This is a genomic window from Streptomyces canus (assembly GCF_030815415.1).
Lineage (GTDB): Bacteria > Actinomycetota > Actinomycetes > Streptomycetales > Streptomycetaceae > Streptomyces > Streptomyces canus_F.
This window is the reverse complement of the sequence record NZ_JAUSWW010000001.1, coordinates 5,227,327-5,253,388: the sequence shown is the minus strand read 5'-3', so window position 1 is coordinate 5,253,388 and position 26,062 is coordinate 5,227,327. Positions and strand designations below refer to the sequence as shown.

General features: G+C 69.7%; 21 protein-coding genes, 1 tRNA gene and 1 pseudogene. 11 read left to right on the top strand and 12 right to left on the bottom strand.

Annotated features, from left to right (window positions below; all coding sequences use genetic code 11):
- The first annotated feature begins 57 nt into the window (after positions 1-57).
- The 3 genes from pheA (at position 58) to QF037_RS24310 (ending at position 3,637) form a co-directional block, all read left to right on the top strand.
- Positions 58-990 (top strand): prephenate dehydratase, encoded by a 933-nt coding sequence (pheA, locus tag QF037_RS24320; RefSeq protein WP_307028601.1) that lies wholly within the window; start codon positions 58-60, stop codon positions 988-990.
- A gap of 563 nt (positions 991-1,553) precedes the next feature.
- Positions 1,554-2,831 (top strand): serine--tRNA ligase, encoded by a 1,278-nt coding sequence (serS, locus tag QF037_RS24315; RefSeq protein ID WP_046256448.1) that lies wholly within the window; start codon positions 1,554-1,556, stop codon positions 2,829-2,831.
- Positions 2,828-3,637: an HAD family hydrolase gene (locus tag QF037_RS24310; protein WP_307028599.1), complete on the top strand. Its 810-nt coding sequence runs from the start codon at positions 2,828-2,830 to the stop codon at positions 3,635-3,637. Before serS ends, QF037_RS24310 begins: the two co-directional genes overlap by 4 nt.
- Before the next feature lie 117 nt (positions 3,638-3,754).
- Here the strand turns inward: QF037_RS24310 and QF037_RS24305 are convergent.
- From QF037_RS24305 to QF037_RS24280, 6 genes are all read right to left on the bottom strand, one after another.
- Positions 3,755-3,839 (bottom strand) — tRNA-Ser (locus tag QF037_RS24305).
- 264 nt (positions 3,840-4,103) lie between these two features.
- Positions 4,104-4,337 (bottom strand): SGM_3592 family protein, encoded by a 234-nt coding sequence (locus tag QF037_RS24300; RefSeq protein WP_046256450.1) that lies wholly within the window; start codon positions 4,335-4,337, stop codon positions 4,104-4,106.
- A gap of 80 nt (positions 4,338-4,417) precedes the next feature.
- Entirely contained in the window at positions 4,418-5,137 is a 720-nt protein-coding gene (locus tag QF037_RS24295) for an ABC transporter permease (protein ID WP_307028597.1), read from the bottom strand.
- A 10-nt stretch (positions 5,138-5,147) separates the two neighbouring features.
- Positions 5,148-6,059 carry an ABC transporter ATP-binding protein gene (locus tag QF037_RS24290; RefSeq protein WP_307028595.1) on the bottom strand — a complete coding sequence of 304 codons (912 nt, stop codon included), beginning with the start codon at positions 6,057-6,059 and terminating at the stop codon, positions 5,148-5,150.
- Positions 6,056-6,973 carry an ABC transporter permease gene (locus tag QF037_RS24285; RefSeq protein ID WP_307028593.1) on the bottom strand — a complete coding sequence of 306 codons (918 nt, stop codon included), beginning with the start codon at positions 6,971-6,973 and terminating at the stop codon, positions 6,056-6,058. Before QF037_RS24285 ends, QF037_RS24290 begins: the two co-directional genes overlap by 4 nt.
- Positions 6,963-7,937, bottom strand: coding sequence for an ABC transporter ATP-binding protein (locus tag QF037_RS24280; RefSeq protein ID WP_046256587.1), 975 nt, complete (start codon positions 7,935-7,937; stop codon positions 6,963-6,965). The genes QF037_RS24285 and QF037_RS24280 overlap by 11 nt, the downstream gene beginning before the upstream one ends.
- A gap of 239 nt (positions 7,938-8,176) precedes the next feature.
- Between QF037_RS24280 and QF037_RS24275 the strand changes: the two genes are divergently transcribed.
- From QF037_RS24275 to QF037_RS24245, 7 genes are all read left to right on the top strand, one after another.
- The gene (locus QF037_RS24275; RefSeq protein ID WP_307028591.1) at positions 8,177-9,019 is read left to right on the top strand and encodes a M24 family metallopeptidase; all 843 of its coding nucleotides are present in this window, start codon (positions 8,177-8,179) and stop codon (positions 9,017-9,019) included.
- Between the two features lie 5 nt (positions 9,020-9,024).
- Entirely contained in the window at positions 9,025-10,782 is a 1,758-nt protein-coding gene (locus QF037_RS24270; protein ID WP_307028589.1) for an SDR family oxidoreductase, read from the top strand.
- Between the two features lie 87 nt (positions 10,783-10,869).
- On the top strand, positions 10,870-11,808 hold the full coding sequence (locus QF037_RS24265; RefSeq protein ID WP_307028587.1) for a MerR family transcriptional regulator: 939 nt from the start codon (positions 10,870-10,872) through the stop codon (positions 11,806-11,808).
- A gap of 122 nt (positions 11,809-11,930) precedes the next feature.
- Positions 11,931-12,479, top strand: coding sequence for an RNA 2'-phosphotransferase (locus tag QF037_RS24260; protein WP_307028585.1), 549 nt, complete (start codon positions 11,931-11,933; stop codon positions 12,477-12,479).
- 13 nt (positions 12,480-12,492) lie between these two features.
- On the top strand, positions 12,493-12,960 hold the full coding sequence (locus tag QF037_RS24255; protein ID WP_373463811.1) for a hypothetical protein: 468 nt from the start codon (positions 12,493-12,495) through the stop codon (positions 12,958-12,960).
- A gap of 62 nt (positions 12,961-13,022) precedes the next feature.
- On the top strand, positions 13,023-13,940 hold the full coding sequence (locus QF037_RS24250) for an LLM class flavin-dependent oxidoreductase (RefSeq protein ID WP_307028580.1): 918 nt from the start codon (positions 13,023-13,025) through the stop codon (positions 13,938-13,940).
- 79 nt (positions 13,941-14,019) lie between these two features.
- On the top strand, positions 14,020-14,886 hold the full coding sequence (locus QF037_RS24245; RefSeq protein ID WP_307028578.1) for a Cof-type HAD-IIB family hydrolase: 867 nt from the start codon (positions 14,020-14,022) through the stop codon (positions 14,884-14,886).
- Here the strand turns inward: QF037_RS24245 and QF037_RS24240 are convergent.
- The 6 genes and pseudogenes from QF037_RS24240 to hisC form a co-directional block, all read right to left on the bottom strand.
- Positions 14,883-15,938 carry a murein hydrolase activator EnvC family protein gene (locus QF037_RS24240; RefSeq protein WP_307028576.1) on the bottom strand — a complete coding sequence of 352 codons (1,056 nt, stop codon included), beginning with the start codon at positions 15,936-15,938 and terminating at the stop codon, positions 14,883-14,885. The genes QF037_RS24245 and QF037_RS24240 overlap by 4 nt on opposite strands.
- A gap of 369 nt (positions 15,939-16,307) precedes the next feature.
- Positions 16,308-16,942: pseudogene (locus QF037_RS24235) on the bottom strand (GAF domain-containing protein); the annotation flags it as partial.
- A 133-nt stretch (positions 16,943-17,075) separates the two neighbouring features.
- On the bottom strand, positions 17,076-20,585 hold the full coding sequence (gene cydD / locus QF037_RS24230; protein WP_307028574.1) for a thiol reductant ABC exporter subunit CydD: 3,510 nt from the start codon (positions 20,583-20,585) through the stop codon (positions 17,076-17,078).
- 84 nt (positions 20,586-20,669) lie between these two features.
- Positions 20,670-21,677, bottom strand: coding sequence for a cytochrome d ubiquinol oxidase subunit II (gene cydB / locus QF037_RS24225; RefSeq protein WP_307028572.1), 1,008 nt, complete (start codon positions 21,675-21,677; stop codon positions 20,670-20,672).
- Positions 21,678-21,695: 18 nt separating this feature from the next.
- The gene (locus tag QF037_RS24220) at positions 21,696-23,210 is read right to left on the bottom strand and encodes a cytochrome ubiquinol oxidase subunit I (RefSeq protein WP_307028570.1); all 1,515 of its coding nucleotides are present in this window, start codon (positions 23,208-23,210) and stop codon (positions 21,696-21,698) included.
- 234 nt (positions 23,211-23,444) lie between these two features.
- On the bottom strand, positions 23,445-24,524 hold the full coding sequence (hisC, locus tag QF037_RS24215) for a histidinol-phosphate transaminase (protein ID WP_307028569.1): 1,080 nt from the start codon (positions 24,522-24,524) through the stop codon (positions 23,445-23,447).
- 400 nt (positions 24,525-24,924) lie between these two features.
- Here hisC and QF037_RS24210 point away from each other — a divergent pair, with 400 nt between their 5' ends.
- Positions 24,925-26,037 (top strand): LacI family DNA-binding transcriptional regulator, encoded by a 1,113-nt coding sequence (locus tag QF037_RS24210; protein WP_266824842.1) that lies wholly within the window; start codon positions 24,925-24,927, stop codon positions 26,035-26,037.
- The last annotated feature ends 25 nt before the right edge of the window (positions 26,038-26,062 follow it).

Here is a 26,062-nt window from a genome sequence, read left to right as displayed (position 1 = left end):
GAGGGGCTGTCGTGAGACGTGTGCGCCAGGCTGCGCAAGGGCCATTAGGGTGAGGTCATGCCAGCGAGCTATGCGTATCTCGGTCCTGAAGGCACCTTCACCGAAGTCGCCCTGCGCACGCTTCCGGAGACGGCCACGCGGGAGCTGATCCCGTATGTGTCCGTGCAGTCCGCGCTGGACGCGGTGCGCGCGGGCGAGGCCGAGGCCGCATTCGTGCCGATCGAGAACTCCGTCGAGGGCGGCATCACCACCACCCTCGACGAGCTGGTCGCGGGCGCCCCGCTGATGATCTACCGCGAGGTGCTGCTGTCGATCACCTTCGCGCTGCTGGTCAGGCCCGGCACCGAGCTGTCGGGGATCAAGACGGTCTCCGCGCACCCGGCCGCCCAGCCGCAGGTCCGCAACTGGCTCAAGAAGAACCTCCCGGACGCCCTCTGGGAGTCCGCCGCCTCCAACGCGGACGCCGCGCGCCTGGTCCAGGAGGGCCAGTACGACGCCGCCTTCGCGGGCGAGTTCGCGGCTGCCCGGTACGGCCTGGAGGCGCTGGAGACCGGCATCCACGACGCGGAGAACGCCCAGACACGGTTCGTGCTGGTCGGCAGGCCCGCCCGGCCCGCCGCGCCGACCGGTGCCGACAAGACGTCCGTGGTGCTGTGGCAGCGCGACGACCATCCCGGTGGTCTGCGCGATCTGCTGGGCGAGTTCGCCACCCGTGGCATCAACCTGACGGTGCTGCAGTCCCGGCCCACCGGTGCCGGAATCGGCAACTACTGCTTCTGCATCGACGCCGAGGGGCACATCTCCGACCGCCGGGTCTCCGAGGCCCTGATGGGGCTCAAGCGGATCTGCCTCGATGTGCGGTACCTCGGCTCGTACCCCCGTGCGGACATGACCACGGCCGACATGCAGCTGCCGCTGCGCGGGACGTCGGACGAGGAGTTCGTCGCGGCGGCGGACTGGGTTGCTCGCTGCCAGGACGGGCGTTTCTAGCAGGCGTCCAGCAGGCGTCCAGCAGGAGTACACGGGGTTTCCGGCCGCTCCTACCTGCATATTTTCGTTATCCACAGGAGTTATCCACAGGCTGCCGTCTCGACCTGGGGACAAGTCGACACGGAAGCGCCACTCAGTCGACAAATCGCCCTACAGCCCGCAACTTCGTCCACAGCTCCACAGGTCGCCCTTCGTCCACCCGTTTCCATCGATCAATCCTTTGGAGCGACCCATATCCACCCGAAAGTGGGTCTGAACAGGGTTTGGATCGGGAATTCTCAGCCCGGCGAGGCCGGTTCGGAATGATCACTTCCGAAGTCCACAGATCTTTCGCACACCCTGTGGATAACTTTCCGGGGGTGTGGATTCCTGTGGACAGAGCAGCCTCCAAGTCCCTTCCCCCGCAAGGGAATCGAGTCAACCAGCCACCTCTCCCCTGCCTCGTTCCAGGGAGTGAGACGCCTTTTATTGACACGATACGCAATTACCCCATAACGGTATGTAAGGCGTAGTTCGGAATAGCGAGTCGTGGGCTCTCACCAGGCACCGGTAGCCTTGGCCGCGTGATTGACCTTCGCCTGCTCCGTGAGGACCCCGACCGAGTGCGCGCCTCTCAGCGCGCCCGTGGAGAGGACGTCGCACTCGTCGACGCCCTCCTGTCTGCCGACGAGCGGCGCAGGTCGTCCGGCGTCCGCTTCGACGAGCTGCGTTCCGAGCAGAAGAACCTCGGCAAGCTCATCCCCAAGGCCTCCGGCGACGAGAAGGCCGAGCTCCTGAAGAAGGCGGGCCAGCTGGCCGCCGACGTCAAGGCGGCCGACGCCGAGCAGCACGAGGCCGACGAGGAGACCAAGCGCCTCGCCCTCCAGCTCGGCAACCTCGTCCACCCCGACGTCCCCGTCGGCGGCGAGGAGGACTTCGTCGTCCTCGAGACGCACGGCACCATCCGGGACTTCGGCGCCGAGGGCTTCGAGCCCAAGGACCACCTGGAGCTCGGCGAGTCGCTGGGCGCCATCGACGTCGAGCGCGGCGCCAAGGTCTCCGGCTCGCGCTTCTACTACCTGACGGGTGTCGGCGCGCTCCTGGAGCTCGCGCTCGTCAACGCGGCGATCGCCCAGGCCACCGAGGCCGGCTTCATCCCGATGCTCACCCCCGCGCTGGTCCGCCCGCGCGCCATGGAGGGCACCGGCTTCCTCGGCCAGGCCGCGGAGAACGTGTACCACCTGGAGAAGGACGACTACTACCTGGTCGGCACCTCCGAGGTCCCGCTCGCCGCGTACCACATGGACGAGATCCTCGACGCCGACAAGCTGCCGCTGCGCTACGCCGGCTTCTCGCCGTGCTTCCGCCGCGAGGCCGGCACCTACGGCAAGGACACGCGGGGCATCTTCCGCGTGCACCAGTTCGACAAGGTCGAGATGTTCTCGTACGTCGCCCCCGAGGACGCCGAGAACGAGCACCAGCGGCTCCTGGACTGGGAGAAGCAGTGGCTGACCGGCCTCGAGCTGCCCTTCCAGGTCATCGACGTGGCCTCGGGCGACCTCGGTGCGTCGGCGTCCCGCAAGTTCGACTGCGAGGCGTGGATCCCGACCCAGGGCAAGTACCGCGAGCTGACCTCGGCGTCCAACTGCGACAGCTTCCAGGCCCGCCGACTGTCGGTGCGCCAGCGCGACGGCAAGAAGGTACAGCCGCTCGCGACCCTCAACGGCACGCTGTGCGCCGTACCGCGCACGATCGTGGCGCTCCTGGAGAACCACCAGCAGGCCGACGGCTCCGTGTACGTGCCGCCGGTGCTGCGTCCGTACCTGGGCGGGCGTGAGGTGCTGGAGCCCGTTGCCAAGTGAGTACGGCCGCTGAGTTTCCCTTCAAGCTGATCGCGACCGACCTCGACGGAACGCTCCTGCGCTCCGACGAGTCGGTCTCGCAGCGCACGCGTGCCGCCCTCGCGGCGGCGACCGAGGCCGGTGCGGCGCACATCGTCGTCACCGGCCGCGCGGTGCCGTGGACGCGGCACATCCTCGACGACCTCGGCTATGACGGGCTCGCGGTCTGCGGGCAGGGTGGGCAGGTGTACCACGCCGGGGAGCATCGGCTGCTGACGTCGGTGACGCTCGACCGGCAGCTGGCAGGCGTCGCGCTGGCCAAGATCGAGGCGGAGGTCGGGCCGCTGTACCTGGCGGCGAGCCGGGACGGTCTCGACGGTGCGGTGCTGGTGGGGCAGGGGTACGCACTCACCGGGGACCTGCCCGCGACACCGTTCACGGATGCGGCCGATCTGTGGTCCGCGCCACTGAACAAGATCTACATCCAGCATCCGGAGCTGTCGGACGACGAGCTGGCGGAGGCGTCCCGGCGGGCGGCGGGCGGGTTCGTGTCCGTCGCGATGGCCGGCGCGGGGATCGTCGAACTGCTGCCGTTGGGGCTGTCGAAGGCGACGGGACTGTCGCTGGCGGCCCGCCGGCTCGGTCTGAAGGCCGCGGACACGATCGCCTTCGGCGATATGCCCAATGACGTTCCCATGTTCGGGTGGGCTGCTCGGGGTGTGGCCATGGGCAATGCGCATGAGGAGCTCAAGGCGGTGGCCGACGAGGTGACCGCGTCCAACGAGGACGACGGGATCGCGGTGGTCCTGGAGCGCCTGCTGGGTTGAGGCTGTGGTGAACTGCGGGCCGTCCGTGGCTGGTCGCGCCCACGCGGCGGTAGCCGCAAATCGACACAGCCCCGCGCCCCTTTGGGTGGGTCCAGTGCCGTGTGCTTCAACGTGTTGCGGAGGATGCACGGATCGAACGTGCGCGGGGTTTCCCCCGACCGCGGCTTAGCAAGCCGGTGCCTTTCCACTCGGCCAATCCTCCGGGTGGGCGGCCCACGCGAGAGCGACATCGCGTGCTCGAAGCGGCCGCCCCGGGCAGCTCCCGAGCGAGCGGGTTCGACGGTGGCGTAACTACACCGGAACCCGCCGCGGACTGCCCTGAAGGGAGCTGGACGTACTGTCGTGCATGGACATCGCCCACCTCCTCTCCCAGAACGTGGCGCCGGAGTCACTGTCCGGCGTGGACACAACCATCGTGCCTGTGTGCCGAGTTGGACGCCACTGATTAAAACGGCCGGGTGTTCGCCTACCGCCGCCACCACTTGCGGCGCGCCTTGCTGAAGAACCAGCCCGCGGGCGGCTCGTCGGAACGCCACGGCTGCGGCTCGGGCTTCTCGCCGCGCCAGCGGGCGGCGAGCATGCGGGCCCGGGCGGACGGCTCGGAGGACTCCGCCGAGCGTATGAAGTCCTCGTCCAGGACAAGGCCGTCCCAGGTGTCGTCCCCGGATCGGGCCCGCCCGTCGTAGTGCGCGTCCGCCATCCCCGTTCCTCCTCGCAGTCCATCCCCTGCTGCCCAGTCTGCCCGGGCAATGGTGAAGTCCCTGTCAATAAGCGCGGCGTCTACTCCTCGCCCGCCAGCGTCAGCGTCCGCAGCTTCTGTCCCGCGTACCAGGTGGCGAGCACGGTCACCGCGACCAGCAGCACCGTGGCCGTCGTCAGCCCGACGTCCGAGGTGACCAGGTCCCCGCCGGCGACCTTCTGAGCCACCGCCAGCGACCACTGCTGGACGCTGAGCGTGCGCGCCCCGGCGACCAGGGAGCCGAACAGGGCCTCCCAGACAAGGGCGTAGACGAGACCGAAGACCACCGCGTGCCGGGACACCGTGCCCAGCAGCAGGAACAGCGCGGCGTAGGCGATGGAGGAGACCAGCGCGGCCACCGTGTAGGCGACGGCGATCTGCTGGCCGTTGCCGTTGAGGATGAAGCCCGCGATCAGGGTCGGCAGCGCCGAGAACACCATGGTCACGGCGACCGCGACGATCAACTTGGTGAAGATGATCGTCGGGCGTTTGATCGGCTTGGACAGCAGATACACCACCGAGCCGTCGTCGATCTCCGGGCCGATCGCGCCCGTGCCGGCGATGACACCGATGATCGGCACCATCGTGGCCAGCGCGAGGCCGCCCAGGAGGTCGGCCGTGGTCTGGTCGTCGGCGCCCACCAGAGCCCGCACGATCACGGAGATCAGGATCAGCAGAGCGGGCAGGGCGCCCAGGATGAGGGCCCGGCGCCGGCCGAGCAGGGCCCGGTAGGTGAGTCGGGCGACTGTGGGGTCATACATCTTGGGCCTCCTACGCCGCGACCAGATACGAGAACACGGACTCGAGGGACTCGTCGGACGGCGAGACCGTGAGCAGCCGGATGCCGTGGTCGCGGGCGACCTTGGGCAGCAGCGCGGTGAAACGGCCGAAGTCGACGGCCTGGATACGCAACGCGCCCTCCGCCAGGTCGACTTCGATGCCGGACGTCGACAGGTCGGCGATCAGCGCGGCCGCGAGGGCGCGGTCGTCGCTGGAGCGCACCAGATAGCGGTGCGGCCGGTCGGTCATCAGGCGGCGGATCTTGCGGAAGTCACCGCTGGCCGCATGGCGTCCGGCCACCACGACCTCGATGTGCCAGGCGAGTTGCTCCACCTCTTCGAGGATGTGGGAGGAGAACAGCACCGTGCGGCCCTCGTCACCCATCCGTCGCAGCAGGTCCATAAGCTGCATGCGCTGACGGGGGTCCATGCCGTTGAAGGGCTCGTCGAGGAGGAGCAGCGACGGGTCGTGGACGAGGGCACTGGCCATCTTCACACGCTGGCGCATGCCCTTGGAGTACGTCTGGATCTTGCGGTCCTGCGCGTACTCCATCTCGACCGTGGCCAGCGCCTTCTGGGCGGCCTTGGCTCCCAGACCGTGCAACTCGGCGTTGGCGACGACGAATTCACGGCCGGTGAGGAAGTCGTACATCGCCTCGCGCTCGGGGACGATGCCGATGTGTTTGTAGATGTTCTCGTTGCGCCACACCTGCTGGCCGTCGAGGGTGACGGTGCCGGTGGAGGGGGCGAGGAAGCCGCCCATCATGTTGATCAGGGTGGACTTTCCGGCGCCGTTGGGGCCGAGGAGGCCGGTGACGCCGGGGCCGATCGTCATGGTGATGTCGTTGACGGCGACCACGTTGCCGAACCAGCGCGAGACGTGGTCGATGTTGAGCGTGGTCACAGTCCGACCTTTCGGTAGCGGCGCAGCAGCAGGCCGTAGCATGCGGCGATGAGGCCGAGGACGGCCAGGACGTAGACCACGCCCTCGCCGTTCGAAGGACCTACCGCGCCGGGGAACGCCGAGCTCGCGCCGAGGAACGCGGTCTGCAGCCCGTCGATGAGGGTGACCGGGGAGAACAGGCCGATCCACGGGACGGCGTCCGAGCTGCCCTGAGTGTCGGCGATGGCCTGGAGCGTGGAGACCGCTCCGTAGGAGATGGTCATGACGGCGATCACGGCCGCGATACCGAAGCCGCGGCGGGGCGTGACCGAGGCGATGACCAGGCCGATGCCGGCGAACAGCAGCGAGAGCAGTGCCACCGAGACCAGTCCCTGTGCGAATCCCTTGGTCTGGTCGGCGAAGTCCAGCTTGGCCAGCAGCGCGCCCACATAGAGCACGAGCAGTGGGGCGGCGGTGAGGATGAACATCGCCGAGGCCAGCGCCGCGTACTTCGCGCGGACGTAGTCGGCGGTCTCGATCGGCCGCGAGAAGTACAGCGGCACGGTCTTGAAGCGCAGGTCCCGCGAGACGGACTGGGGTGCCTGGGAGGCGATGTAGAGGCTGATGACGGCCTGCATGACGATCGCGTAGCGCGTGTAGTCGACGGGCAGGTCGTTGGCCTTGGTGGCGACCGCGACGGCGACCATGATGGCCGCGGGCACGCACATCACCACGAAGAGCAGCATCGGCAGCACCTTGGACTTCACCGACCGGCCGAGGCCGTAGGAGCCGCGCAGGGACTGCGAGTAGAGGGAGCGGGTGGCGTAGGTGCGGCCGAGGCGGGGGCCGTCGTAGCTGCGGTAGCCGATGTTGTGGATGCGGGTCTGGTCACCCGGTGTCGCGACCGGTGTCGACAGGGGCTGCTCAACTGCCATGGCCGACGGCCTCCTTCCGCTGCTCGCTGGTGTCCTGGTCGTCGGTGAAGACCTCGGAGATGTGATGCCGGCGCTGCTCCATGCGGACCAGGCCGAGGCCGAGGTCGGCGACCGCGTCCCGGACGACGTCGTACGTCTCCTCGCCCTGTGCGGTCAGCAGCAGGATGTGGCCGGCGCCCGGCAGGGCGCTGTTCGCGTCGAGGACTTCCACCCCGCGCGCGTGGAGCGCTTCTCGTACCGCGCGGGTTCCGTCGGGGTGCGCGTCGGTGTCGGTGACCTCGATCGCCAGGGTGGTCGTGGTCTGGGTGAAGTCGGTGGTGGAGCTGGAGCGCAGCAGTTTGCCGCCGTCCACGACGACGACGTGGTCGCAGGTGCGTTCCAGTTCGCCCAGCAGGTGCGAGGTGACCAGGACCGAGATGCCGAAGTCGGTGTAGATACGCCGGATCAGGCCCAGCATGTCGTCGCGGCCGACCGGGTCGAGGCCGTTGGTCGGCTCGTCCAGGAAGACCAGCTGCGGGTCGTGGACCAGGGCCTGGGCCAGCTTCACGCGCTGCTTCATGCCGGTGGAGTAGCCGCCGATGGGGCGGTACCGCTCCTCGTACAGCCCGACGTGGCGCAGCGTGTCGGCGGTGCGTTCGCGCGCGGCGGCGGGCGGCAGGCCCGACATGCGCGCCATGTGGACGACGAACTCGGTCGCCGAGACGTCGGGCGGCAGACAGTCGTGCTCCGGCATGTACCCCACGCGCTCACGAATGGCGCCGCCCTTGGTGGCGACGTCGAGCCCGAGCACTTCGGCACGGCCCTCCGTGGCGGGGGACAGACCCAGCAGGATCTTGATCAGTGTGGACTTGCCGGCTCCGTTTGCTCCGACGAGTCCGGTCACACCGGGCCCGACGTCGACGGAGAGCCGGTCAAGCGCGGTCACCCGGGGGAACCGCTTGCTCAGGCTTTCGGTCGCGATCACAGTCACGGGATAGACGGTAGTGACGCGGACCACGCCGGTCGTCACACCGCAGAGCTGTCTTCGGGTCAGCCTCCAGACGTACGGGCCCGTAGGGGATGCCATGCCTGAGAGCTACGCGGGGGCGTTTTCCACAGGCCGCGACCCTGCTATTGACGCTGCCTCTAACAACTGTCACATTCGGTGCTGTCAAGTTACGGACACGTAGCGCAGTCGACGTGGACTGGGTGGGGCGGAGTGGCATGACGACGGCAGTGACAGACGAACGGGCCGCTGAGCTGCGAGGGTTCAGAAAGGTCCAGCGGTTGGCGTACGAGTGCGCTGAGGCCGTCGCGGCCCGCCTCGAGCCGGGGGTGACCGAGCGTGAAGCGGCGCGGATGCAGCGCGAGTGGCTGGGCGAGCGCGGGGTGCGGGACTGGTTCCATCTGCCCTTCGCCTGGTTCGGGGACCGCACGGCGTTCGTGAACTTCCGCGTCCCGCTGCAGTTCTTCCCCACGAACCGCAGGCTGGAGCCGGGCATGCCGTTCATCCTGGACATGGCACCCATCCACGAGGGCTTCACGGCGGACATCGGCTACTCGGGCTCGCTGGGCGTCAACCCGGTGCAGGACAAGCTGATGGACGACCTCCGGGCGCATCGCGAGCTGATCCTCGACGAGGTGCGGGAGCGGCGGTCGCTGCGCGAGATCTACCAGGACGTGGACCGCCTCATGGTCCGCCAGGGCTACGCCAACCGGCACCGCGCGTATCCCTTCGGGGTGATCGCGCACAAGGTGGACCGGGTGCGGGAGCGCCGCTGGTCGCCGAAGGTCTTCGGCTTCGGCACCCAGTCCCTCAAGGCCCTGGCGGCCGACGCGCTGCACGGACATCGCGAGGGCTGGTCGCCGCTGTGGTCGCCGTACCGCTTCTCCGACCATCCGCCGCGGCCGGGTCTGTGGGCGGTCGAACCCCACCTCGGTTTCCGGGGCACGGGCGCGAAGTTCGAGGAGATCCTCGTCGTCACCGACTCCAAGGACCCGGAACAGAGCGCTTTCTGGCTGGACGACGATCTGCCGCACGTGCGGCGCTGGACGGAGGGGGAGTGAGCGGCGTGGCTCTTGAAGGTGCGCGCGAGCGCCGGGTGCGGACCGGCGGTGTCGAGCTGTGTGTCGCCGAGCTGGGGGACCCGTCGTGGCCGACGGTCGTCCTGGTGCACGGCTATCCGGACAGCAAGGAGGTGTGGTCACAGGTCGCGGCACGGCTGTCGGACCGCTTCCACGTCGTCCTCTACGACGTCCGGGGCCACGGCCGCTCGTCGGCGCCGCAGCCGCTGCGCGGCGGTTTCACCCTGGAGAAGCTGACGGACGACTTCCTGGCCGTCGTGGACGCGGTCAGCCCGGACCGGCCGGTGCATCTGGTGGGCCACGACTGGGGCTCGGTACAGGGCTGGGAGTTCACCACGGTCCGGCGCACCGAGGGCCGGATCGCCTCCTTCACCTCGATGTCCGGACCGTCCCTGGACCACCTCGGGCACTGGATCAACGGCCGGATCAAGCGCCCCACCCCGCGCCGCGTCGGCCAGCTCCTCGGCCAGGGCGCCAAGTCCTGGTACGTGTACGCGCTGCACACGCCCGTACTGCCCGAACTCGCCTGGCGCGGCCCGCTCGGCAAGGCCTGGCCGCGCCTCCTGGAGCGCGTCGAGCGGGTCCCCGGCGACGGGTACCCGACCTCCTCGCTGCCGAGGGACGCGGCGCACGGGGCGTGGCTGTACCGGGACAACGTCCGTCCCCGCCTGCGCAGACCACGCCCGGACGCGTACGCCCACGCGCCCGTGCAGCTCATCACGCCGCTCGGCGACGCGTTCCTGTCGGAGCGGCTCTACGACCAACTGGAGCAGTGGGTCCCGCAGTTGACCCGGCGCACCCTCCAGGCCCGGCATTGGATACCACGCTCGCGGCCCGACCAACTGGCCTCCTGGATCGCGGAGTTCGTGACCTCCGTGGAAGGCGGGCGCCCCGAAGCGGTGACAGTCTCCGGCAAGTACGCCAACCGCTTCGGGGGGCAGCTCGTGCTGGTCACGGGGGCGGGCAGTGGCATCGGGCGAGCCACCGCCTACGCGTTCGCGGAATCCGGCGCACGCGTGATCGCCGTGGACCGGGACGCCGAGAGCGCGACCCGTACCGCCGAGATGTCCCGGCTGATCGGCTCCCCCGAGGCCTGGGCGGAGACCGTCGACGTCTCCGACGAGCAGGCCATGGAGAAGCTCGCGGCGAAGGTCGCCGCCGAGTACGGCGTGGTGGACGTCCTGGTGAACAACGCCGGGATCGGCCTGGGCGGCTCCTTTTTCGACACCAGCCCCGCGGACTGGAAGAAGGTCCTCGACGTCAACCTGTGGGGCGTCATCCACGGCTGCCGGCTGTTCGGCAGGCAGATGGCCGAGCGCGGACAGGGCGGCCACATCGTCAACACCGCGTCGGCGGCCGCCTATCAGCCCTCCAAGGCGCTGCCCGCCTACAGCACCTCCAAGGCGGCGGTGCTGATGCTCAGCGAGTGCCTGCGCGCGGAGCTGGCCGGGCAGGGGATCGGGGTGAGCGCGATCTGCCCCGGCTTCGTCAACACCAACATCACCTCGACCGCACGCTTCGCCGGGGTGGACGCCGATGAGGAGAAGCGGCGCCAGAAGCGGACCGCGCGGCTGTACGGACTGCGGAACTACCCGCCGGAGAAGGTCGCCGACGCGATCCTGCGGGCGGTCGTGCGCAACGAGGCGGTGGTACCGGTGACACCCGAGGCCCGCGGCGCGCGTCTACTGTCCCGGATCGCACCGCGCGCGCTGCGGGCGATCGCACGGCTGGAGCCACCGCTGTGAGGCCCCTGGACGGCGTCTGCGGCGTGGCGTCGCCCTTCGGGCCGCTGCTCCGCCAGGCGGCATGAACGGCGTCCAGAGGGGGGTCGTGTGAGTGACATACCGGCGCTGCGGATCGAGGACCTCGCCCACCTCAGCGGCGCCACCGTCCGCACCATCCGCGCCTACCAGGACCGCGGTCTGCTCCCCCGCCCCGAGCGCCACGGCCGCGCCAACCTCTACTCCGACGCCCACCTCGTCCGCCTGCGCCAGATAGCCGATCTCCTCGACCGCGGCTACACCCTGGCCTCCATCAAGGAGCTCCTGGAGGCCTGGGACACCGGTCGCGGCCTCGGCGGCGTGCTCGGGCTGGTCGCCGAGGTCGACGGACCGTGGAGCGACGAGGCGGCGGTACGGATCTCGCGCGCCGAGCTGGAGGAGCGGTTCCGCGGCACTCCCGACGATGCGGCCATCGCCGACGCTGTGGAGCTCGGTGTGCTGGAGCCGGTGCCCGGCGACGAGGACTGCTTCCTCGTGCCGAGTCCCCAAGAGTTGGCTGTGGCCGTCGAGTTGCACGCGGCGGGGGTGCCGCTGTCGGCCATCTCCGGCCATCTAAGGGAGTTGAGGGGTCAGGTCGAGCACATCGCCGCCCGTTTCCTGGAGTTCACCACCGAGCACGTCTTCGCCCGCTACCTCGACGGACCCCACCGTCCGACCGACGCCGACGCGGCCGAGGCGGCCTCGCTCGTACGCCGGCTGCGACCCCTTGCCCAGCAGACCGTGGACGCGGAACTCGCCCGTGCGATGGGGCTGTTGGCGGTACGGCATCTTCGGCAGCACCTGGACACGGGCAAGGGGCCGTCGGAGCGGATCTCGTCACGCTCCGTGTCTCTGCCCGAGGAGACAATGCGGGCGGTGGAGGGGCTGGTTGGCGCGGAGGATGTGGCGGAGTTCATCGCGCTGGCGGCTGAACGGGAGGTGCGGGCAAGGGGGTTGGACGCGCTCACGTCAAAGAGACGGCCCCCAGCTGATCTTGGCGAACAGGGCTGACATGACGGTGAGTTGTCCACAGAAACGCCAAGTAGCCTGTGGATAACTACACTTGGTTGTGGATCAAACCTCCGCGCCAAAACAAAATGCGTGATGCGCGTCTCTCCCGTCATGCTGAGCGGATGGACGAAAGACGCACCGTGAAGGTGTCGAAGTACCTCTCGAAACACCTGCGCCATCAACCCGAGCGGATCGGCCTCGTGCTCGACGAGGCCGGATGGGTCGAGATCGACGTACTGATCGCCGCTGCCGCCGCGCACGGCTTCCGGTTCACCCGCGAGGAACTGGACCATGTGGTCGCCGCCAACGACAAGAAGCGCTTCGCGATCGAAGGCGCCCGGATCCGCGCCAGCCAGGGCCACAGCATCGAGGTGGACCTCGGACTGCCCCCGGCGACCCCACCGCCGTACCTCTACCACGGCACCGTGGACCGCTACCTGGACGCGATCCGCGCCGAGGGCCTCCGGCCCATGAATCGCCACGACGTGCATCTCTCACCCGACCGTGAGACGGCGACCCGGGTCGGCGCCCGCCGCGGCCGGCCCGTCGTGCTCTCCGTGGACACGGGTGCGATGCACCGCGACGGCCACGTCTTCCACGTCAGCGCGAACGGGGTGTGGCTGACGAAGGCGGTGCCGCCGGAGTACCTCAGATTTCCCGCGCCCCACTGACCGGACCTCCGGCATGATCAGTGGTATGGACCACAGCGGAACCCACCTCCCCACCACCGAGGCCGCCGTCACCGCCCTGCGCGCCCTCGCCGCCGAGTACGCGCTCGAGATCGAGGTGACCCACGACATCGGCGCCGACCAGACTTCGCGCCGCAGCGCCGCGGGCGTCGGCGTCACCACCGACCCGGACGGCTCCCTGCCTCACGAGGCCTATGTCGAGCTCGGTGGCCGGCCCCGGGTGGACGTACGGCTCTTCCCGGACGACGACGCGCTCATCACCGTCGACGGCGTCGAATGCCCCGACATCGCCCGCGACGACGTGCCCGCCTTCCTGCGCGCCCTCTACGACGGCCACGCCTGGGTCAAGGTGCGCCGCTTCCCGCCGGGCAACTATCTGATGGTCCCGCTGCCGGGCGACCGCGTGCACAAGGAGTTCATCCTGGTCGGGCTCAGCCCCTGGCTCAGCGACCGAGGGCGATGACAGAGCGGTGACTGTCAGTCACTGTTTCACGTGAAACGGGCGGGTCCGCATACGCTCGAATCATGAGTCTGCGTCTGAGCACCGTGATCCTCCCGTACCGCCGCTGGCACGAGGGGAGTCGTGAGGCATGGCAGCGCGCGGAGCAGCTCGGCTTCCACACCGCGTACACCTACGACCATCTGTCCTGGCGCAGCTTCCGGGACGGCCCGTGGTTCGGTGCCGTGCCGACACTCACCGCCGCGGCGGCCGTCACCGACCATCTGCGGCTGGGCACCCTGGTGACCTCACCGAACTTCCGGCACCCGGTCACCCTCGCCAAGGAACTGATCTCCGTCGACGACATCTCCGGCGGCCGGGTCACCCTCGGCATCGGCGCGGGCGGCACCGGCTTCGACGCCACGGCCCTCGGCCAGGAGCCGTGGACGCCGCGCGAGCGTGCCGACCGGCTCGCGGAGTTCGTCCCGCTGCTGGACCGGCTGCTGACCGAGGACTCGGTGTCCTACGAAGGCGACTTCTACTCGGCGCACGAGGCGCGGAACATCCCGGGCTGTGTGCAGCGGCCCCGGCTGCCCTTCGCGGTTGCGGCCACCGGTCCGCGCGGGCTGCGGCTCGCCGCCCGTCACGGGCAGGCGTGGGTGACCACCGGCGACCCGAAGCTGTACGAGAACGGCACTCCTGAACAGTCGATTCAAGCCATTCGCGGACAGGTCGAGAAGCTCGCCGACGCTTGTGCGGAGATCGGCCGTGATGTGACCGGGCTCGACAAGATCCTGCTCACCGGATTCACCCCGGACCGCGCCCGGCCGCTGCAGTCGCTCGACGCGTTCGTCGACTTCGCGGGACGACACCGGGAGTTGGGCTTCACGGAGATCGTCGTCCACTGGCCGATCGCCGACTCGGACTTCGCCGCGGACGAGAAGGTCTTCGAGCAGATCGCCATGGAGGCCCCGGCACAGCTGGACCGGGGCGACGGAGCGTGATCGGACCGGTGGGGGCGGTAACTACTCACATGTGCAGGCTCTCGCACGACCGTGCGCGCATATGCGGGAGGATGAGCGGGTGACCTCAGCGACTCGACAGCCCGAGACCCCGGCCTCCACGGTCCCGCCGCGCCTGATAGCCACCGACCTCGACGGCACCCTGCTGCGCGACGACAAGTCCGTCTCCCCGCGCACGGTCGCCGCCCTCGCCGCCGCCGAGGAGGCGGGCATCGAGGTCTTCTTCGTCACCGGCCGCCCCGCCCGCTGGATGGACGTCGTCAGCGACCACGTCCACGGGCACGGCCTGGCGATCTGCGGCAACGGCGCCGCGGTGGTCGACCTGCACGGCGGCCCCGGCGCCCACCGGTTCGTCAAGGTGCGGGAGCTGGCGCGGGACAACGCGCTGGACGCCGTACGGCTGCTGCGGGAGGCGGCTCCGGGCACGGTGTACGCGGTGGAGCAGACGTACGGCTTCCATCAGGAGCCGGACTATCCGAAACTGCACATGGAGATCCCCGACGAACTCCAGCCGGCCGAGAAGCTGCTCGCGCCGGACGGTCCCGGAGCCGACGAACCGGTCCTCAAGATCCTCGCCTTCCACCCCACGATCGACCCGGACGCCTTCCTCACCCTCGCCCGTCTCGCCATCGGCGAGCGCGCCAACGTCACCCGCTCCAGCCCCAGCGCCCTGCTGGAGATCAGCGGCCCCGGCGTCTCCAAGGCCAGCACGCTCGCCCTGTGCTGCGCCGAACGCGGTATCTCCCACGAGGAGGTCGTCGCGTTCGGGGACATGCCGAACGACGTGGAGATGCTGACCTGGGCAGGACAGTCGTACGCGATGGGCAACGCCCACCCCGACGTGATCGCCGCGGCCTCGGGACGGACGGTGGCGAACAACGAGGACGGGGTGGCGGTCGTGATCGAGCAGCTGCTGGCGCGCCGCTAACCGAGGGGGACGCCGCGTGCCGCCAGCCACGGCACCGGGTCCACCGCCGAGCCCAGCTCGGGCGTGACCCGGACCTCGAAGTGCAGGTGGGGTCCGGTGGAGTTGCCGCTGGTCCCCGACTGGCCGATCCACTGTCCAGGCACCACCTGGTCCCCCTGGTCGACGGTGACGGCGGCGAGGTGGGCGTACTGCGTGTAGTAGCCGCCCGCCTGCTCGATCACGATCTCGATGCCGAACGGGCCCCCGCAGGACACCTTCACCACCCGGCCCGCGCCGACAGACCGTACGGGCGTGCCGATCGGCACCGCGAAGTCCTGCCCGGTGTGCCGGTTCGCCCACCGCGAGCCGCCGCTGCCGAAGCCCGCGGACAGTGCGTAAGTCTCCACCGGCGCCACCCAGCCGCCCACAACCTGCGTCGGAGGCTGGTCCAGCCGGACGGCACCTCGGCAGGCGCCCGCGGCGACCGACGTGTCCGCCTGGCCCTGCAACTGCCCGCGCGCTTCTTCTAGCTTCTGCTCGATGTCCGTCTTCAGAGCGGCGAGTTCCGCCTTCCGCTTCTCCAGCGACTGCCACGCCGCCACGGCCTTCGCCTCGTCCTTCGCGAGGCGCTCCTCGGCACGCCGGCTCTTCTCGATGGAGTTGTTCACGGCCAGATTCGCCTGGGAGAAGACCTGCTGACCGCGCATCAGCTCCTCCGGACTGCCGGCGAGGATGATCTGCGCGGTGAGCGGAAGGCCGCCGCCGTCGCGGTACTGGGTGCGGGCGATCCGGCCCAGGTCCTCGTGCAGGACGGCGATGTCCCGCCGCTCCCGGTCGAGCAGCGCTTCCAGCCGCTGTGCCCGGGCGCGCTGTGCCTCCGCCTCCTGCCGCCCCTTCTCGTACTGCTGCGTCGCCACGGCCGCGTCCTCGTACAACCGAGCCACCTGGGCACTGATCCCGGGGTCAGCGCCGTCGCGCCTCTTCTCCGCCGCGTCGGTGGGGCGGGCCGCGAGCACGGCGAGCGCGCACAGGACGACCGGGACGAGCAGGGGATGGCGCCAGGGCAGTCGCATGTCAGCGATCGTGGCCCGAGCGCGGGCCAGTGGCATGTCAGGTCGTACAGCCGGGGGAAATCACCACCCCGTTCGGCGCAGTCGTACGACCGAACAGGCGTCCGCGGAATCGTGATTGACGGCTCGTCACGAGGGAGGCGGCTCAGGGGGCCGCTCTTCAGTCGAGCGGTGCCTCCCACACCACCGTCGTGCCGCCACCGTCCTACCCGATGCCCGGCCCGTGCCGGCTGTCGCCGCCCAGCGACTCAGCGCGCCTCTTGAGGTTCTTCAGGCCGCTGCGCCGGCCGCCCTCGGGGACGCCGACGCCGTCGTCCGCGACGGTCAGGCATACGCCGTTCCGCCCGCCCGGCAAGGGCACGGTCGCGTCTGGCCGCCCTCGTCGGCGGGCAGCAGCACGATCCCCGCTGTCGCCCCCGACAGCCGTCGGGTCTGCTCCGCGACGACCTGGAGGGCGTCGTCGACGTCCCCGCCCGACAGCAGGGCGGTGGTGACGGCGACCGACCCGTCGATCCACCGCTCACGCTGTTGGGCGGCCTCGTACAGCCGGGCGTTGCCAATGGCGATGCCGGCCGCCGTGGCGAGCACCCGAACCATGTCGAGGTCGTCGTCGTGGAAAGGCCCGTCGCCGCGCTTCTCCGTCAGATACAGGTTCCCGAAGATCTCGCCCTGGACCCGGATCGGGAGGCCGAGGAAGCCGCGCATCCAGGGGTGGTGCTCGGGGAAGCCGCAGGAGCGCGGATCCCGGGTGAGGTCCGTGAGTCGGACCGGCTCCAGGTCGCGGATGAGCGCGCCGAGCAGCCCCCGGTGCCCGTCCGGCGGCCGTCCGATACGCCTGGCGGCCGCCTCCGCCTCGTCCACGCCGTGGAAGACGAAGTCGGCCAGCCCCCGGCCGTCCTCGTCGACGACGCCGATGTCGCGTACCGGGCCTGCGTCAGCACGGCCGCGGTCTCGCAGATCCGTTCCAGCGTGGAATGCAGCTCGAGGCCGCTGCCGACGGACCGCATCGCCTCCAGCAACTGCGGTACCCGCGCGGCCAGTTCGGCCGGGAGAGTCGGGGGCGGGGGACCGGAAGACGACGCTGAGCCGAGCGTAATTAGTCCCCTTTGATACAGAAGGTCGAGAGTGCCGGGCAGCGGCTCACGCGGTGAGCGCCAGCACCTCCGACTCCGCCTCCCGCTCCACCATCCCCCGCAACGGCCCCGCCACGGCGGCCAGCTCCGCATACGAACCCCGCTGCACCACGCGCCCCCCGTCCAGCACGATCACCTCGTCCACTCCTTCCAGCCCAGCCAGCCGGTGGGTGATGAGCAACGTCGTACGCCCCTCGGTGGCGGCCAGGAGGTCGGCGGTGAGCGCGTCGGCGGTGGGCAGGTCGAGATGTTCGGCGGGCTCGTCGAGCACGAGGACGGGGAAGTCGGCCAGCAGCGCGCGGGCCAGCGCCAGCCGCTGCCGCTGGCCCCCGGACAGCCTCGCCCCGTGCTCGCCGACCAGCGTGTCCAGGCCGTCGGGCAGACCGTCGGCCCACTTGAGCAGCCGGGCCCGCCCCAGGGCGTCACGCAGATCGGCCTCGGAGGCGTCCTTCTTGGCGAGCATCAGGTTCTCGCGCAGTGAACTGTCGAAGAGGTGCGCGTCCTGGGCACACAGCCCCACGAACCGCCGTACGTCGTCGCCGTCCAGCGCGTACGCGTCCACACCGCCCAGCGTGTACGAGCCGGCCTCCGCGTCCAGGAACCGCAGCAGCACCTGCGCGAGGGTCGTCTTGCCGGACCCGGACGGCCCTACGACGGCGATCCGGCGGCCTTCCGTGAGAGTCAGGTCCAGCCCGGCGAGAGCATCCCGCTCCTGCCCGGCGTAACGGGCGGACAGCCCCCGCACGGCCACCGGGAACGGCGACGCGGGTGCCTCCCGCGGCCGCTCCGGCTCCCGCACCGGCTCCGGGGCGTCCAGCACCTCGTACACGCGCTCCGCGCTCTTGCGGACCCGCTGACGGTACCGCACGGCGAGCGGCAGCCCGAGGACGGCCTCGAAGGCGGCCAGCGGGGTGAGGACGACGACGGCCATGGTGACGCCGCTCAGCCGTCCGTCGGCGACTCCCTGGGCGCCCACGAGGGCGGTGGCCGCGACGGTCAGGCCGGAGACCAGCGCGGTGAGCCCGTCGCCGAGCGCGGTGGCGGTGGCGGCGCGCGAGGCGATCCGGGCGAGCACCCCGTCGGCCTGCCGCGCGTCGGCGGTACGGGCGGACAGGGCGCCGGCGACGGCCAGTTCGGCGGTCCCGGTCAGCAGATCGGTCACGCGCGTCGCCAGCACTCCGCGTGCGGGGGCCAGCCGCCGCTCCGCCCGCCGGGCCACCGCACCGGTCACCGACGGCACCCCGACACCGGCCGCCAGCAGCCCGACGGCGAGCACGGCACCGGCCTCGGGCAGCAGCCAGACGGTGAAGCCCACGGACACGGCGGACACCGCGAGAGCCGCACCGGCGGGCAACAGCCAGCGCAGCCAGTAGTCCTGCAAGGCGTCGACATCGGCGACGAGGCGCGACAGCAGATCACCACGGCGGGTCCGGCGCAGTCCGGCGGGCGCCAGCCGCTCTAGGCGCCGGTACACGGCGACCCGGGTGTCGGCGAGCATCCGCAGCACGGCGTCGTGCGACACGAGCCGCTCCGCGTACCGGAAGACGGCCCGCCCGATCCCGAAGGCCCGCGTCGCCGTCACGGCCACCATCAGATACAGCACCGGCGGCTGCTGCGAGGCCCGCGAGATGAGCCACCCGGAGGTGGCCATGAGCCCGACGGCACTGCCGAGAGCCAGGCTCCCGAGAAGCAGGGCGAGCGCGAGGCTCCCGCGCCGGGGGGCGGCCATGGCACGGACACGGACGAGGACACCACGGGTGGGCACGGCCGCTTCCGGATCGCCGGGCACGGCCTCCTCGGAGGACGCCCCATCGGTGTCGAAGGACCGCTCTTCGCCCCCTCGAGCCGCGGGCGTCTTCGCCACGGCCTCAGTACGACTGGGAGCGACAGCCTCATCCAGCCGCACCACCCGATCCGCCACACCCAGAAGCGCCGGCCGATGAACGACGAGCAGCACCGTCCGCCCCACGGCCAGCCGCCGTACCGCCGCCACGACCTCCGCCTCGGTGGCCCCGTCGAGCGCCGCCGTCGGCTCGTCGAGCAGCAGCACGGGCCGGTCCGCGAGGAACGCCCGGGCCAATGCGAGCCGTTGCCGCTGACCGGCGGACAGCCCTGCCCCGTCCTCCCCGAGCACGGTGTCGGCGCCCTGGGGCAGCGTGTCGACGAACTCCAGCGCGCCCGCGTCCCCGAGCGCCTGCCGTACGGCGGTGTCGTCCGCGTCGGGGCGTGCCAGCCGTACGTTCTCGGCGATCGTCCCGGCGAACAGATGCGGCCGCTGCGGCACCCACGCGATCTGCGACCGCCACTCCTCCAGATCGGCCTGGGTGAGATCGACTCCCCCGACCAGTGCCCGTCCTTCGGCGGGCGGAACGAACCCCAGCAGCACGTTCAGCAGCGTCGACTTGCCCGCGCCGCTCGGTCCGACGAGCGCGACGGTCTCCCCGGGCTCGACGGTGAAGGACACATCGGAGACGACATCTCCGGACCGGCCGGGGTAGCGGACGGTGACCTTGTCGAAGGACAGCGCACCGGCGGACACGGCGCGGGTGCCCGACGCCGGTACCGGCGTCTCCAATACCTCGAAGATCTCCTCGGCGGCGGCCAACCCCTCCGCCGCCGCGTGGTACTGCGCCCCCACCTGCCGCAGCGGCAGGTACGCCTCGGGCGCCAGCACCAGGATGACCAGGCCGATGTACAGGTCCATCTCGCCGTGCACAAGCCGCATGCCGATCGTCACGGCGACCAGCGCCACCGACAACGTCGAGAGCAGTTCCAGGGCGAAGGAGGAGATGAAGGCGATCCGCAGCGTCCGCATGGTCGCCTGCCGGTATTCGCCGGTGATACGCCGGATCGAGTCGGCCTGCGCCTTGGCCCGTCCGAACACCTTCAGCGTCGGCAGCCCGGCGACGACGTCCAGGAAGTGCCCGGACAGCCGGGACAGCAGCTGCCACTGACGGTCCATCCGGGACTGTGTGGCCCAGCCGATCAGCACCATGAAGACCGGGATGAGGGGGAGGGTGCCGACGATGATGGCCGCCGAGACCCAGTCCTCGGTGACGATCCGCGCCAGCACCGCCACCGGCACGACCACCGCAAGGCCCAACTGCGGCAGATAGCGCGAGAAGTAGTCGTCGAGGGCATCGACTCCTCGTGTGGCGAGCGCGACCAGCGATCCTGTCCGCTGCCCGCTCAGCCACCCGGGTCCGAGCCCTGCGGCCCGCTCCAGCAGCCGCCCTCGCAGCTCGGACTTGACCGCCGCACTGGCCCGGTGCGCGGCGAGTTCCGTGAGCCAGGAGACCAGCGCCCGTCCCCCCGCTACCGCCACCAACAGGAGCAGGGGAGTGCGGAGTTCACCGACCGACAGACCGTGCTGGAAGGCACCGACGACCACCTCGGCGATGAGCATCGCCTGGGCGATGATCAGCGCCGCCCCGACGGCACCCAGGCCCACGACCGCCACCATGAAGAGACGGGTGGCGCGGGCGTATCGCAGCAGACGCGGATCGATCGGTTTCACGTGAAACACACCCTCTTCTCAGCGGGAATGGCGGGGCATGTTTCACGTGAAACATGCCCCGACCCGGGCACCCCTGGCTCGGACTCAGTGCGCGACGTCCGCCGCGATGTGCTGCGTACCGATCCGCTTGCGGAACACCCAATAGGTCCAGCCCTGGTAGACCATCACGACCGGCGTGGCGATCACCGCGCACCAGGTCATGATCTTCAGGGTGTACGGGCTCGACGACGCGTTGGTGACCGTGAGGCTCCAGTCCTCGTTGAGCGAGGACGGCATGACGTTCGGGAAGAGCGTCAGGAAGAGCATCGCCACGGCGGCCGCGATGGTGACGCCCGAGAATGCGAACGACCAGCCCTCGCGCCCGGCCTGGTTGGCCACCAGGGCGGCGACCAGCGCGGCCACCGCCACGACCATGGCGACCAGGCTCTTGGCGTCGCCGCTCTCGACCTGCGTCCACAGCAGGAAGACGAGCGCCGACACGGCGGTCACGAGCCCGACCTGAAGCGCCAGCTTCCGCGCCCGCTCCCGAATCTCGCCGACCGTCTTGAGCGCGGTGAACACCGCCCCGTGGAAGGTGAACAGCGTCAGCGTCACCACCCCGCCGAGGAGCGCGTACGGGTTGAGCAGGTCCCAGACGGTGCCGACGTACTCGAAGTTCTTGTCGATCTTCACGCCGTGCACGATGTTGCCGAAGGCGACGCCCCACAGGAACGCCGGGAGCAGCGAGGTCCAGAAGATCGCGGTCTCCCAGTTGCGCTGCCAGTTCTCCTCGGGTCGCTTGACCCGGTACTCGAAGGCGACACCGCGGACGATGAGACAGACCAGGATGAGCAGCAGGGGCAGGTAGAAGCCGGAGAAGAGGGTGGCGTACCACTCGGGGAAGGCGGCGAAGGTCGCGCCGCCCGCCGAGAGCAGCCAGACCTCGTTGCCGTCCCACACGGGGCCGATGGTGTTGATCAGCACCCGCTTCTCGGGCCGGTTCCGGGCCAGCAGCTTGGTGAGGACGCCGACCCCGAAGTCAAAACCCTCCAGGAAGAAGTAGCCGGTCCACAGGACGGCGATGAGCACGAACCAGACGTCGTGAAGTTCCATGACTCGATCCCCCTCGGCCTAGTACGAGAAAGCCATCGGCTTGTCGGCGTCACGGGTGTCGCCGCCGATCTTCGTGGGCGGGTTGAGGTCGGCCTCGGTGAGCTCGGGCGGGCCGGCCTTGATGTACTTCGCGAGCAGCTTGACCTCGACGACGGCGAGGATGGCGTACAGCGAGGTGAAGACGATCATCGAGGTGAGGACCTCGCCCTGGGAGACACCAGGGGAGACCGCGTCGCGGGTCCGCAGGACGCCGTAGACGACCCACGGCTGACGGCCCATCTCGGTGAAGATCCAGCCCCAGGAGTTGGCGATCAGCGGGAAGCCCGCGGTGAGAACGGCGATGCGCCAGTACCACGTGGTCAGCTTCGGGCCGAGGGCCTTCTTGCCCCGGGGCAGCAGCACGAGATGCGGCACCTCGTCGTCGGCGACCCTCAGGGCCTGCGGCAGCAGGAACTCCTTGCGGGTCAGCCAGAGTCCGAGCAGGCCGATCGCGAAGGACGTCATGCCGAAGCCGATCATCCAGCGGAAGCCCCAGTAGGCGACGGGGATGTTGGGCCGGTAGTCGCCGGGCCCGTACTTCTCCTGCTCGGCCTTGTTGATGTCGTTGATGCCCGGGACGTACGAGGTGAAGTCGTCCTTGGCCAGGAAGGACAGCAGACCCGGGATCTCTATGGCGACCCTGTTGTGGCCCTTGTCGACGTCGCCGACGGCGAAGACCGAGAAGGGGGCCGGCTTCTCGCCGTCCCACAGCGCCTCGGCGGCGGCCATCTTCATCGGCTGCTGCTCGTACATGATCTTGCCGAGGGTGTCGCCGCTGACCGCGGTGAGCATGCCACCGATGACGACAGTGACCAGGCCGAGCCGCAGCGAGGTCTTCATGTCGCTGATGTGCTTCTTGCGCAGCAGATGGAAGGCGGAGATGCCGACCATGAAGGCGCCGCCGGTGAGGAACGCCGCCGAGAGGGTGTGGAAGGCCTGGGCGAGCGCGGTGTTCTGGGTCAGGACCAGCCAGAAGTCGGTGAGCTCGGCCCTGCCCTTGGCCTCGTTGATCCGGTAGCCGACCGGGTGCTGCATCCACGAGTTGGCCGCGAGGATGAAGTACGCCGACAGGATGGTGCCGATCGAGACCATCCAGATGCAGGCCAGGTGGATCTTCTTGGGCAGCTTGTCCCAGCCGAAGATCCACAGACCGATGAAGGTCGATTCGAAGAAGAAGGCGATCAGGGCCTCGAAGGCGAGCGGGGCGCCGAAGACGTCACCGACGAAGCGCGAGTAGTCGGACCAGTTCATGCCGAACTGGAACTCCTGCACGATGCCGGTGACCACACCCATCGCGATGTTGATCAGGAAGAGCTTGCCCCAGAACTTCGTCGCCCTGAGGTACTTCTCCTTCTCCGTGCGCACCCAGGCGGTCTGCAGTCCGGCCGTGAGGGCGGCCAGCGAGATCGTCAGAGGAACGAAGAGGAAGTGGTAGACGGTGGTGATGCCGAACTGCCAGCGCGCCAGTGTCTCCGGCGCCAAAGCCAGGTCCACGTCGTCAGTCTCCTTAGGTCACCGTGGTACGGCAGTTTGCCCCTTATGTCACACGCATCATTGGAGCAACCGGGACACGCTTGTGAACGCGTTCACATTCACAAGCCCAGTATGCCGTACTGGTTTTCGACGAAAGGCAGGGGGGTCGTGTCTCCTGCGTCACGTGAACGGACACGGCGGCCGCTTCAACATCTCGTTGAAGCGGCCGCCGTGCGGCAGGTCTTTTAGAGCGCTTCAGAGCTCCTTGCGGAACCCTTCCGCCGCCTTCAGGAAGATGTCGTTCGCCTCGGTCTCCCCGACGGTCACCCGCACACCCTCGCCCGGGAACGGCCGGACCACCACACCCTGGCGCTCGCACGCCGCGGCGAAGTCGGCCGTGCGCTCCCCCAACCGCAGCCACACGAAGTTGGCCTGGGTCTGCGGCACCGTCCAGCCCTGCCCCCGCAAGCCCTCGACCACCCGGTTGCGCTCACACACCAGCGAGCCCACCCGGCCGAGCAGTTCGTCCTCGGCACGCAGCGAGGCGATCGCCGCGTCCTGCGCGAGCTGGCTGACGCCGAAGGGCACCGCGGTCTTGCGCAGCGCCGCCGCCACCGGCTCGTGGGCGATCGCGAAGCCGACCCGGAGACCGGCGAGACCGTACGCCTTGGAGAAGGTCCGCAGGACGCAGACGTTCGGCCGGTCGCGGTACAGCTCGACGCCGTCCGGCACCTCGGCGTCCCGGATGAACTCGCGGTACGCCTCGTCCAGCACCACGAGCACATCACTCGGCACCCGGTCGAGGAAGCGCTCCAGCTCGGCCCGCTTCACCACGGTGCCGGTCGGGTTGTTGGGGTTGCAGACGAAGATCAGCCTCGTCCGGTCGGTGATGGCGTCGGCCATGGCGTCCAGGTCGTGCACATCGCCCGGCGTCAGCGGGACCTTCACCGAGGTCGCTCCGCTGATCTGCGCGATGATCGGGTACGCCTCGAAGGACCGCCAGGCGTAGATGACCTCGTCGCCCGGGCCCGAGGTCGCCTGGATGAGCTGCTGGGCGACACCGACCGAGCCGGTTCCGGTGGCCAGGTGGGAGAGCGGGACACCGAAGCGCTCCGACAGCTCGTTCATCAGGCCTGTGCAGGCCATGTCCGGGTAGCGGTTGAAGGACGAGGCCGCGGCCGTGACGCTCTCCATCACGCCCGGCAGCGGCGGATAGGGGTTCTCGTTGGAGGACAGCTTGTAGGCGACCGGGCCGCCGGCCGCTGCGGGCTTGCCCGGCTTGTAGGTGGGAATCCCCTCCAGCTCGGCGCGCAGCTTGGGGCTCGTCTCGCTCACCGCAGTCCTCCTTGTGACCACCACCGGCTTCGAATGCTTCTTACCTTATGAGGATTCGGCGCCGCTGCGTACAGGCGGACGCAAACCCCATCAGCCCCACTGGCATCAGGGGCATCACCGTACGAAGACAGACGAATCACAGGGCGCTCTCACATATATCTATGCGCCGGTGGCTCGCGCCGTGGCGCGCATCACCCGTGCAGGTGAGTTGAGACCTCTTCGAAACATCGGGGACTTGGCAGGCCCATGCGCGTCGACAAGTCACGTAGTGCCATTGGATCGTTCAACTCCCTTTCATTCAAAGGAAATTGACGGGGTATGACCATGCAGAAACGTGCCTGTCAACGCGTGCATATGCGCCCGCCCTACCCCACCGCCTGAGCCCTACTATCGGCTCGCCATGACAGCAGCAGGGAAGCACCAGGTGAGCCGCGCGGAAACCTCACGTCGAGGCAGCCGGCCGGGCCGTGCGGGCATCAGAGACGTTGCCGCCGCCGCCGGAGTCTCCATCACGACCGTCTCTGACGCCCTCAACGGCAAAGGGCGGCTCCCGGACGCCACCCGCCGCCATGTCCGCGAGGTCGCCGACCGGCTGGGTTATCGCCCGTCGGCGGCCGCCCGAACCCTCCGTACCGGAAAGTCGGGCCTCATCGGCCTGACCGTGACGACGTACGGGGATGAACCTTTTACCTTCACGGAGTTCGCGTACTTCGCCGAGATGGCCCGGGCCGCCACCTCGGCGGCGCTCGCCCGGGGCTACGCGCTCGTCATCCTCCCCGCGACCTCGCGCCACGACGTGTGGTCGAACGTCGCCCTGGACGGGACGGTCGTCATCGACCCGTCCGACCAGGACCCGGTGGTCAGCGAACTCGTCCGGCAGGGGCTGCCGGTCGTCTCCGACGGCCGCCCGGCCGGCTCGCTGCCGGTCACCGCGTGGGTCGACAACGACCACGAGGCCGCCGTACTCGGCATCCTCGACCACCTGGCCGACGCCGGCGCCCGCCGGATCGGCCTGCTGACGGGGACGTCGACGGACACCTACACCCATCTGTCCACCACGGCGTATCTGCGCTGGTGCGAGCGGGTCGGCCAGGATCCGGTGTACGAGTCCTACCCGGCGCACGATCCGTGCGCGGGCGCCGTCGCCGCCGACCGGCTGCTCGCCCGTCCGGACCGCCCCGACGCGGTCTACGGGCTGTTCGACCCGAACGGCACCGATCTGCTCGCCGCCGCCCGTCGCTACGGGCTGCGGGTACCGGACGACCTGCTTCTGGTCTGCTGCAGCGAGTCCACCGTGTACGCCAGCACCGAACCGCCCATCACCACGCTCTCGCTGAAGCCGAGGCGTATCGGCACGGCCGTGGTCCAGCTCCTCATCGACGCCATCGAGGGGGTCGAATCGGACCAACCGGTCGAGCAGGTGATACCGACGGAGCTGATCGTGCGTACTTCGTCCCAGCGCCGTCCTCCCCGGACGACCGTCAGTCCGCCCCGGTCGCCCGAGGAAAAGTAGGACGAGGGCCGTCAGCAGGCGGCAC